Annotated in this window: 10 protein-coding genes; 6 read left to right on the top strand and 4 right to left on the bottom strand. The window is 44.4% G+C overall.

Annotation, left to right across the window (positions count from 1 at the left end):
- The first annotated feature begins 349 nt into the window (after positions 1-349).
- Positions 350-814 (top strand): hypothetical protein, encoded by a 465-nt coding sequence (locus ACTL4S_RS13365; protein WP_441299507.1) that lies wholly within the window; start codon positions 350-352, stop codon positions 812-814.
- 48 nt (positions 815-862) lie between these two features.
- Positions 863-1186, top strand: a complete 324-nt coding sequence (locus tag ACTL4S_RS13360) for an ankyrin repeat domain-containing protein (RefSeq protein ID WP_441299506.1) — start codon at positions 863-865, stop codon at positions 1184-1186.
- Between the two features lie 48 nt (positions 1187-1234).
- On the opposite strand, the gene ACTL4S_RS13355 is transcribed toward ACTL4S_RS13360, so the two are convergent.
- A complete protein-coding gene (locus ACTL4S_RS13355; RefSeq protein ID WP_441299505.1) occupies positions 1235-1786 on the bottom strand; it encodes a type 1 glutamine amidotransferase domain-containing protein in 552 nt (183 codons plus the stop codon).
- 368 nt (positions 1787-2154) lie between these two features.
- On the bottom strand, positions 2155-2844 hold the full coding sequence (locus tag ACTL4S_RS13350) for a TIGR04219 family outer membrane beta-barrel protein (RefSeq protein ID WP_441299504.1): 690 nt from the start codon (positions 2842-2844) through the stop codon (positions 2155-2157).
- A gap of 134 nt (positions 2845-2978) precedes the next feature.
- On the opposite strand from ACTL4S_RS13350, the gene ACTL4S_RS13345 reads away from it, so the two are divergent.
- From ACTL4S_RS13345 to zupT, 4 genes are all read left to right on the top strand, one after another.
- Entirely contained in the window at positions 2979-4427 is a 1449-nt protein-coding gene (locus ACTL4S_RS13345; protein ID WP_153566269.1) for an aldehyde dehydrogenase family protein, read from the top strand.
- Between the two features lie 585 nt (positions 4428-5012).
- On the top strand, positions 5013-6488 hold the full coding sequence (locus ACTL4S_RS13340) for a sodium-dependent transporter (RefSeq protein WP_253145355.1): 1476 nt from the start codon (positions 5013-5015) through the stop codon (positions 6486-6488).
- 10 nt (positions 6489-6498) lie between these two features.
- Positions 6499-6609: a methionine/alanine import family NSS transporter small subunit gene (locus ACTL4S_RS13335; RefSeq protein ID WP_004647694.1), complete on the top strand. Its 111-nt coding sequence runs from the start codon at positions 6499-6501 to the stop codon at positions 6607-6609.
- 88 nt (positions 6610-6697) lie between these two features.
- Positions 6698-7507, top strand: a complete 810-nt coding sequence (gene zupT, locus ACTL4S_RS13330; RefSeq protein ID WP_441299503.1) for a zinc transporter ZupT — start codon at positions 6698-6700, stop codon at positions 7505-7507.
- A gap of 70 nt (positions 7508-7577) precedes the next feature.
- On the opposite strand, the gene rsmB is transcribed toward zupT, so the two are convergent.
- Positions 7578-8885, bottom strand: coding sequence for a 16S rRNA (cytosine(967)-C(5))-methyltransferase RsmB (rsmB, locus tag ACTL4S_RS13325; RefSeq protein WP_441299502.1), 1308 nt, complete (start codon positions 8883-8885; stop codon positions 7578-7580).
- Positions 8882-9844, bottom strand: coding sequence for a methionyl-tRNA formyltransferase (fmt, locus tag ACTL4S_RS13320; protein ID WP_441299501.1), 963 nt, complete (start codon positions 9842-9844; stop codon positions 8882-8884). The genes rsmB and fmt overlap by 4 nt, the downstream gene beginning before the upstream one ends.
- Between the last annotated feature and the right edge of the window lie 388 nt (positions 9845-10232).

Below are 10232 nucleotides of genomic sequence, written 5' to 3'. Positions count from 1 at the left end.
AGTGTTGATCTGTCAGCATGGTACGAGGCATAGCGAATAGTAAAATTGGGTTTGGCGATTTGATTTTACTACTTCGCTATTTTTTTAAACTAAAAGTGTCAACACACCCTACTCATGTGAATCTTTTTACGATATTCAAGATGGTAGAACACCTAGAATTACATCTATAGCAATCAGGAATTTTGATTCTGGTCAAACCCATTCATTTTCAATACATAAAACAGCTGAACAAAAAAATATTAGCTTAGAAAAGATATCTGAGTCTTACGATAAATTAGAAAAAGGAATATTAACTGAGTTTTTCCAATATTTAGCTTTAAATAAAGGTAGTTACTATTTACATTGGAATATGAGAGATATTAATTATGGATTTCAAGCAATTGAACACCGATTTAAGGTATTAGGCGGAAAACCACATTTAGTTGATGATGACAGAAAAATTGATTTGGCTAGACTTTTAATTAGTTTATATACCGTTCGATATACATCTCATGGAGATAATGGCCGTTTACATAGCATATGTGAGCTAAATAAAATTACAGGTAAGGACATGTTAAATGGAAAAGAAGAGGCAGCAGCTTTTATTAATAAAGATTTTATAAAATTACATCGGTCAACCTTACGTAAAGTTGATGTAATGTCTAATATACTTGAACGAGTTTTAGATGGTTCAATCAAAACACAAGCAAATTGGATAGCAAGAAATGGGGTTCATCCTATCGTCTTGGTTGAGTTAGCAAAAGAACACTGGTTGATTACTTCTATAATTGGATGTATTAGTTTTGCAGGAACAGTGAAATCTTTATTTTTTTAGAGTTAAAATTATTTTTGTATTTAACTTTATATAGTTGTAGGACAATAAATGAAACTCAACTCATTCTCCCCAATCCCTGAAGATGACGACGAACTGCATCTTCCTGAACTAGTGTACTGGGCATCTTTAGGCGACGTTGAACAGGTCGAACAGGCACTACAGGAAGGTCTGGACGTCAACTCTGCCGACGAAGAAGGCTATAGCGCCTTACAGGCCGCCGCTGAAAATGATCATCTAGACGTAGTCAAACTTCTGGTTAGCAAAGGTGCAGATATTGCCCATCGCAGTCCGCATACGGCACTAGAACTGGCCGAAATGGCAGGCAATAAAGAAGTGATGGTTTATCTAAAAAGCTTGACCGGAACTGTTTAAAGCAAAAAGAGAACCTCACAATTGAGGTTCTCTTTTTATGGTATGAGCTTAAGCAGCATCGCCTTCAAGTTCTTTTAAAATGGCTTCATTAAAGGCCGGAAGATCATCCGGATTCCGTGAAGTAATCAGTACCCAGTCGCCGGTATTACAGCGATGCACTTCTTCATCGACCCATTTTCCGCCGGCATTTTCCAGATCCAGCTTGATGCTTTTATACGAGGTCAGATTCTTGTCTTCAATTCGATCTGCATCAATTAAGGCCCATGGCCCGTGACAAATCGCCGCAATCGGTTTGTGATTGTCGGCAAAGTGCTGAATAATTTTCTGGGCATCCTGATTAATTCTTAAGGTATCTGCGTTGACTGTACCACCTGGAATCACCAACAGATCATAATCATTCAGGTCGACATGGTCAAAACTGGTATCAGGCGTATATTGGGTAGCAGCTTTGGTATCACCTTTGACAGTGGCTACATCTTCATTTTTTTCTGCAGCATGAATCACTTCAAAACCTTTGGACTTTAAAAAATTTAAAGGCTCAGTCAGTTCATCATGTTCAATGCCTTGATTGGATGTAATAAAGAGGACCTTTTTTACCATGATTGCTGTTCCCAAAAAAATGTGAGGATTTTTAGCTTAACAACAAGGAGATTCTTACAATGTTGGAGTTTTAGCTCGGAACTGTTAAGCAATGATAAATAAAATAATAGGCAGAAAAAAAAGCCCCGACATCCTGTCGGGGCTTTTTCGTATCTCGTGATTTAGGTATAACTCCTGTCGTACCTCACGTCCTGGTGTTGCGATGTTATTCTTGTTTTTAGGTCTTCTGGAGCATCCTGCTCTCTATGTTTATAAAGTAATACACATCCCGGTGGCGCACTAGCAGCAGATTGCGGTTATTGCTGTACGCTTTGGCTTACATCAGCGCAGAGAAATTGAGCTGTGCAAGCTTAACCAGTTGTATTGCATTAAAAATGCACATCTAGACCGATATAAGGGCCTTTAAATTCCAGCTGTAAATCTGGACGTTGATCCTGTTCAAAATCTACCTGCATGAGGCGATAACCGATTTTGGCACCGACATCGACCAGCAGATTATCAATGAAATCATATTGCAGTTCGGCTTGTACATCGGTCTTTCGGGTATCACTGCCGTGACTGTAAACCGCTTCTGCTTGGGCACTCAGTCCGGTAAAGGGTAATTTAACCCCGGCTGTTGCATAGAGCAGTGGGCTGTATTCATCCAGATCGTATTGCGTGAAAGCGCCGGCAGTCCGGTTTTCCACCGTACCATCCAGATTGGTTAAACCTGCGCCTATATCCGCATGCACAATAGTATCTAGCAATTCATAATACAGAATATAGTCAATATTGTTCAGCTCGATATCTGAGGCATTGACAGGAGAACTCTGTTCGCTGGTGCTGTCCAGATTGACGTATTTAATCTTGGCATTTGGCAATAACGGTACCGGATGTTCTACAGCGACAGATAGTTGTGCTGTACCTTGTCGATCCAGCTCATGCTTGAAATTGTTATCCTGGCTATATCCGTCAAAATCCCAGTAGCTGAGATCCGCTTTCACGCCAATCACATCTGCATGACTGAGCGTACTGAGTCCAAAACCGAAGAATAAGGTGGTGAGTATTTTTGCGCGCATGGCTCTATTCCCTAAAGCTTTATTAAAATTGGAAGTGTCTGGTTACTTAAAAGCATCTTCTTAATATGGAGTAGCAAGTGCATGATATAGAGAATTTCAAAAATGTATATCCTTAGATTTTGCAGGACAATAAGATGGTAGCGAGAAGCACACAACAAGCGAAAGAGTATGCATTATATGTCGCCGGTCAGGTGGCTCAGACGGGTGAATGGCTAGAGGTCAAACATAAATATAACCACGAACTGTATGCCCGTGTCGCTTTGGCAGATGCCAACACACTGGAACAGGCGATTCAGTCTGCCGTAGATGCTGAAGCCGAAATGGCTGCCTTAGAGCCGTTCCAGAAACAGAAAATTCTGCTGCATTGCGTACGCCGTTTTCGTGAGATTCATGAAGAACTGACCGAAATTCTGATTGCAGAGGGCGGTAAACCGCGTAAAGCGGCCGAAGCTGAAGTTGAGCGTCTGATTAATACCTTTCAGATTGCCGCAGATGCCGTGACCCAGGTTGATCAGGGACGTATGCTGCCTTTGGCCGTGACTGCGGCAGCATCCGGTTATCAGGGTATTGTGAAGCAGGTGCCAATTGGTGCAGTGTCTCTGATCAGTCCGTTTAATTTTCCTTTAAACCTGACCGCGCATAAAATTGCTCCTGCGATTGCAGCCGGTTGTCCCTTTGTGCTGAAACCGCCGAGTCTAACCCCTATTTCTGCCTTAAAAATTGCCGAAATTCTGGCGGAAACCGATTTACCGCAAGGTGCCTTTTCGGTATTGCCCTGTCCGCGAGAGCTGGCCGATCTACTGGTCACTGATGAGCGTTTTAAATTACTCAGTTTTACCGGTTCCGATGCGGTAGGCTGGGATATGAAAGCGCGTGCCGGACGCAAAAAAGTGGTCTTGGAACTGGGTGGCAATGCTGCTGTCATGATTGAACCAGATACCGAAATTAACGATGCGCTGATTAACCGTCTGATTGGTGGCGCTTATAACCATGCCGGACAGGTGTGTATCAGTGTGCAACGCATTCTGGTGCATCAGCAGATTTATACTGAAGTGAAGGACAAACTGCTGGCGAAACTGAAAACGATTAAAGCCGCTGATCCGAATCTGAGCACAACCTTGGTTGGTCCGATGATCAAGGAAGATGAAGCCAAACGCCTGAAAAAATGGCTGGATAAAGCCGTGAAAAAAGACGCGAAAATCCTGATTGGAGGCGAATTGAATGGTGTGATGTTCGCACCGACCTTGCTGGAAAATGTAGACCACAGTCTGGAAATCTACCGTGATGAAGCCTTTGGCCCGGTGGCAATTCTGGAAGCGTATGCTGATTTCGAATCCGGTATTGCCTGTATCAACCGCAGCCGTTTTGGCTTGCAAGCTGGAGTGTATACTCAGAATCTGAACAAGATGCTGTATGCCTGGGATCATCTGCATGTCGGTGGTGTCATTATCAATGATATTCCGTCTTTCCGGGTCGATAACATGCCTTATGGCGGGGTCAAAGATTCAGGTCTGGGTCGTGAAGGAATTCAGTCAGCCATTCGCGACATGCAGGAAGAGCGCATGCTGGTGATTAAAGCCTAAGTTTAGAATACTCATTGCTTCGATATCACAGGCAGCTTGTTTTAAATCTGCTTGTGATATTTAAGCCGGCTTTTAAAGAGGTCAAAGTTCCATGAGAGACTTTGTTTCCCATATCACAGCTTGGTCATGTGCCTTAGTATGAGCCGTTTCATCTTCAAATAATGATCTAAAAACAGATGCTGGATTGGAGTCTTGGAATACATTTTTTGAAACAGCGACCCTGTAGTAAAACTTAAGAAAAAATATATTCCAAAAAGTTTGTCAATATATAACTTGTTTAATCTGGCTTATTTCGTAGAATTATTGAACGCTTAATTCGAATAGATTATAAATAACGAATATTTTAAGCAGAATTTACAGAAAAAATTTAAAAAAGTCAGTATTGTTGAATCATCTACAAGGTCAGTTTTTCGATCAGACTTTAAGCAAGATGTAAGACCTACTGACCTGTTTGTACATTAGAATTCGACGCCCACAAGGTGCCCTCTAATTCAAACACCCAAAATTATTGAAAATGCTTCTTTTTTTGCTTGCGCCATAACCATAACAAGCAGCATCTGAAGGGGTTAAAAGTTTAGGTGTTCTATGACAGAAACTCGTGAGAATTGGTCCGCACGATCAGGATTCATTATTGCAGCGATTGGTTCCGCCGTTGGCTTGGGGAATATCTGGCGTTTCCCTTATGTTGCCTATGAAAATGGTGGCGGGGCATTCCTGATCCCTTATCTGATTGCGATTTTCGCAGCAGGTTTACCTTTATTGTTTTTAGACTATGCGGTCGGACACAAGTTCCGCAAAGCGCCGCCTATGGCGTATAAAAAACTCATGAATGCCGAATCCCTGGGTTGGTGGCAGGTGATGGTCACTCTGGTGATCGGGATTTACTATGCCAGTGTCTTGTCTTGGGCCGGCAGCTATATGTTCTATTCCTTTGGACAGCAGTGGGGCACAGATACCCAAGGCTTCTTCTTCAATACTTACCTGCAAAATGGCGAGGGTCTGACTCTCGGTTTTGTACCTGTACTGTTCTTTGGTCTGGTGGTCGTTTGGGCAGCAGTCATGCTGATTCTTTACGGTGGAGTACGCCGAGGGGTGGAACTGGCGAATAAAATCTTTATGCCATTGCTGGTGATTTTATTCACGATCCTGGTAATTCAGGCAGTCCGTTTACCGGGTGCAGTCGATGGTTTAAATGCTTTCTTCACGCCGAACTGGGAAGCGATGGCCAACTATAAAGTCTGGTTAGCCGCTTTTGGTCATATCTTCTTCTCATTGTCAGTGGGCTTCGGGATCATGTTGACCTATGCATCTTACCTGAAACGCAAAACTAACCTGACCGGTTCCGGGATCGTGGTGGCACTGGCCAACTCGTCTTTTGAAATCCTGGCGGGTATTGGTGTGTTTGCAGCACTTGGTTTTATGGCGTTCAGTTCAGGCGCTAAAGTTGAAGATGTGGTGTCTGGCGGTATTGGTCTGGCCTTTATTGCGTTTCCAAAAATCATTTCCAGTTTAGGTGCAGGTGGTGACCTGTTCGGTTTCCTGTTCTTTGGTTCATTGACGGTGGCGGGTATTACCTCGATGGTGAGCATCCTGCAAGTTCCGATTGCTGCGTTCCAAGACAAACTGGGCTGGTCAAAGAACAAGTCAGTGACGATTATTGCGGGTGGTTCAGCGGTGATTTCTACCCTGATGTTCTCGACACATAGTGCCATTACCTTTGTCGATATCATCGATTACTTTGCCAATAACATCGGTATTGTTGGTGGTGGTCTGTTATCGATTATTCTGTTGTCGTGGTTCCGTCGTCCATTAATGAAACAGCTGGAAGGCCATGTGAATGAGTTTGCCAGCGTGAAACTAGGTACGAGCTGGAACTTCATGCTGACGGTGATCACGCCGTTGTCATTATTGCTGGCATTGGGCCTGACCCTGAAATCGATCATGGCAGAAGGTTATGGTGGCTATACTGCCAGTACCCTATGGATGGTAGGCGGAGGAGTGATGGCATTCTTTATTCTGGGTGCCATTCTGTTCAGCCTGATCAAAGACCGTCACAGCTAGGAGAGCGACTATGAATACATCTGCACTAATCATGATGATCATCTCCATCGTTTTATTATGGGGTGGTCTGGTACTGGCTGTGATTCATCTGGCAAAAAATCCGGAAGAACCAGAAGACTAAAAATCTTCACATAAACCTACTGTTACCATAAATGGAAGTCATTATCATCCTTGATGATAATGACTTTTTTAATGGCTGATGCTTTGACATGATTTCCGTTTCAGATGGACAAGTCTATACAGCCTTTGCCGTGACTTTATTTGCCGGGCTGGCCACCGTGGTGGGTGGGGGACTGGTATTATTCTTAAAAAAACCTAATTTTCGTTTGCTGGCCTTTGGTCTGGCCTTTGCTGCCGGGGCCATGATCTATGTCTCTTTAACCGAAATTCTGAACAAATCGATCGCGTCCTTTAGCCTGGATTTTGATGAAAAAACCGGTTTTGCCTTTGGCACTTTTTCTTTTTTACTGGGCGTAGTTCTGGTGTTGTTGCTGGATCGCTTTGTGCCGAATCCACATGACACCATTGAAACCCATTCTGCCAAGGGCGTCAGTTCACCCCAATTACTGCGTACCGGCATGCTGACGCTGTTTGCGATTAGCGCACATAACCTGCCGGAAGGACTCGCGACGTTTTTTGCCACGCTGGAAAGCCCGGCTTTGGGCGCGCCGTTGGCGGTGGCAATTGCGATTCATAATGTACCAGAAGGCGTGGCAATTGCCTTGCCGGTATATATGGCCACCGGCCGTAAAGACTATGCCCTTTGGGCCAGTCTGGTTTCGGGCCTGGCCGAACCATTAGGGGCAGCGCTCGGGTATTTTATTCTGGCACCTTATATGAGTGAAACCGTCTATGGTCTGATCTTTGGCGTGATTGGCGGGGTGATGGTTTATCTGGCGCTGGATGAATTATTGCCGACGGCAAAGCGCTATTCTGAAGGGCATGAAACAGTCTATGGATTGGTGAGCGGCATGGCGGCATTGGCCAGCAGTCTGGTGATTTTTAAGTTTATTCAATAAGCCATATATTCACTAAATCACGCGCCATAAAAAAAGCAGCTTAGGCTGCCTTTCATTTTAAACGCATGACTTATGCAGTTTTTTCTATACGGCAATAGAAGAAGCCATCGCCTTGATCTGCTTTCGGCAACAACTGACGACCATGAATCTGCTCGATGCCCCAATCGGCTTCGATCTTGATTTCTTTGGCATCGGCATGTTGAGCAAAGAATTCGACCATCTGCTGTTCGTTTTCGGCTTTCAAAATTGAACAGGTGATGTACAGCAAAGTACCACCGACTTTCAGTTGCTGCCACATATTTTCCAGAATCTGCTTTTGCAGCTGTACCGTTTGCGGAATATCTGTGGAATGACGCAGTAAACGGATGTCCGGATGACGACGGATCACACCAATTGCGGAACATGGTGCATCCAGCACGATACAATCCACCGACTCAGGTGCTGTCCAAGTGATCGCATCAGCCGCGATAATTTCAACGTCGGCATATTCAGTTAATAGTAAACGTTCCAGATTTTCTGCCACACGGACTAAACGTCTGGCATCCTGATCAATGGCATACAGTTTTTTCGGGCTATATTTTTCCAATATATGCGCAGTCTTACCACCCGGAGCGGCGCAGGCATCGACCACGACTTTGCCTTCAAGGTCAGGAAGCAAGGTCGCACACAGCTGAGCATGTTCATCCTGAACCGAGAAACCACCGGCTTCATAGCCTGGCAGGTTCGGAATATGCACATTCTGTTCCAGAACGATACCAACTTCGGAAAGAGTACAGGCACGTGCCTCATAGCCTTCTTCTTCCAGAATTTCCAGATATTCATCACGGCTGACCTGATTGACATTGACACGCAAGGTGAGCGGTGCAATCTGTTTCAAGTCATGTGACAGTTCGGCAAGCTGTTCCGGCCAGTCTTTCTTTAAACGCTTGTAGAGCCAGCTTGGCAGGCCATGCGCCTGATTTAAAGCCAGGTCAAATTCTTCTGTTTCACGTGAAACACGACGCAGCACCGCATTGACCAGACCGCTTAAAGGTTCAAAGCCCAGCTGTTTGGCAGCAGTTACGGTTTCTGAAATCGCAGCATGTGCCGGAATACGGGTACATAGAATCTGGTACAAACCCAAATATAAGCAGCTTTCTAGAGCCTGGTTATCAAGAGGTTTGGTTAATAGCGGCAGGGTGATGGCTTTCAGGCCATGCCACTGACGTAAACAGCCTAGAGTTAACTCGTGATAAAGACCACGGTCACGCTCAGAGACGATGTTGATATGTTGATTGAGTACAGAAGCAAGTGATTGGCCATTTTGTACAGCCAATAGGGTTTTTACAACTTGCGCGCGCAAATTCAAATTTTTAGCTGATGATTGAATTTGGCTCATGCGAATTTATATCCTACCGATAGTTTTTGAGTTTGATTAATTTGAACAGCATTCAGGGCTTTGCCGCCTGGCCATTGCAGATTGGTGATACAGATGGCATTTTGATCGCCACACATTACATGCACGCCGTCTTTATCCAGAGCAATTACTTCACCAGGCAGGGCATTGCTTGTCTTTTGCGTAGAAAGCGAGGAATTCCAGATGCGTAAATTGTTGCTGTCATCCAGTGGGGTAAATGCCACCGGCCATGGATTAAAAGCACGAATATTACGGTCAATGGCTGCTGCAGGCTGGGTCCAGTCAATTTGTGCTTCAGCTTTTGATAGTTTATGCGCGTAAACCGTCAGGCTTTCATCCTGGACTTCGCGAATCTCAAGATAGTGCTGTAAGGTCTGTTCCGATTCAAGCACGGCCACAATCGCCTCAGCACCTTGCAGCGCCAGTTTGTCATGCAGGCTGGCAGAAGTATCCTCAGCGCTAATCGGGCACAGTGTTTTATACATCATATCCCCGGTATCCAGACCGGCTGCCATTTTCATAATGGTTACACCGGTCTCGGCATCGCCAGTGGCAATGGCACGCTGAATCGGGGCTGCACCGCGCCAGCGTGGCAACAGGGAACCATGAATATTCAGGCAACCATATTTTGGCGTATCCAGAACCACTTGTGGCAGGATCAGGCCATAAGCCGCCACCACCATCACATCTGCATTTAAAGCTTTGAGTTCCGCCTGTGCCGCCAGACCTTCTTCAGTCGATGACTTGAAATGTAAAGGCTGATAGACCGGAATATGGTGTTCAAGCGCCAGCTGCTTCACTGCAGAGGCCGTAAGTTTTTGTCCACGTCCAGCCTTGCGGTCAGGTTGGGTATAAACCGCCACAATTTCATGATTGGTTTTGAGCAGCGCAGCCAATGCAGTCGCTGCAAATTCTGGTGTGCCTGCAAATATGATCTTCACACATGAAATTCCAAATAAACTTAAAAGCTATTATAAGCCAAAAGCCAAATTTCAGCCTAATCGTTGCAAAAACTTATCGAATAGAGCCTGTGAGTGCTTGAATTTCAGTGGAATTTTTATATAAAAAAAACTCATGCAAATTGTAAAAATTATTCATGAAAGTTTTGTATTGTCCTGATGATGATGGCGGTATAGTAGATTTCATTAAGAAATTTTTATCGTCAGATCATCCAAACCTCTCTATAGACATTTTTGCCTGCATCTACACCCAAAAGGCCATCTTGTAAATCAAGGGCTTGTAGTATGATAGGTTTAAAATTCAACTGATTTAAGCTCCTTGTCAGTATGATTTAGCCAGAGTGGATCTGCCCGATTCATTGCAAGCTCA

This window comes from Acinetobacter lwoffii, from assembly GCF_052078135.1.
In the GTDB taxonomy this organism is placed as follows: Bacteria; Pseudomonadota; Gammaproteobacteria; order Pseudomonadales; family Moraxellaceae; genus Acinetobacter; species Acinetobacter lwoffii_Z.
This window is presented reverse-complemented; position numbering and strand designations above follow the sequence as displayed.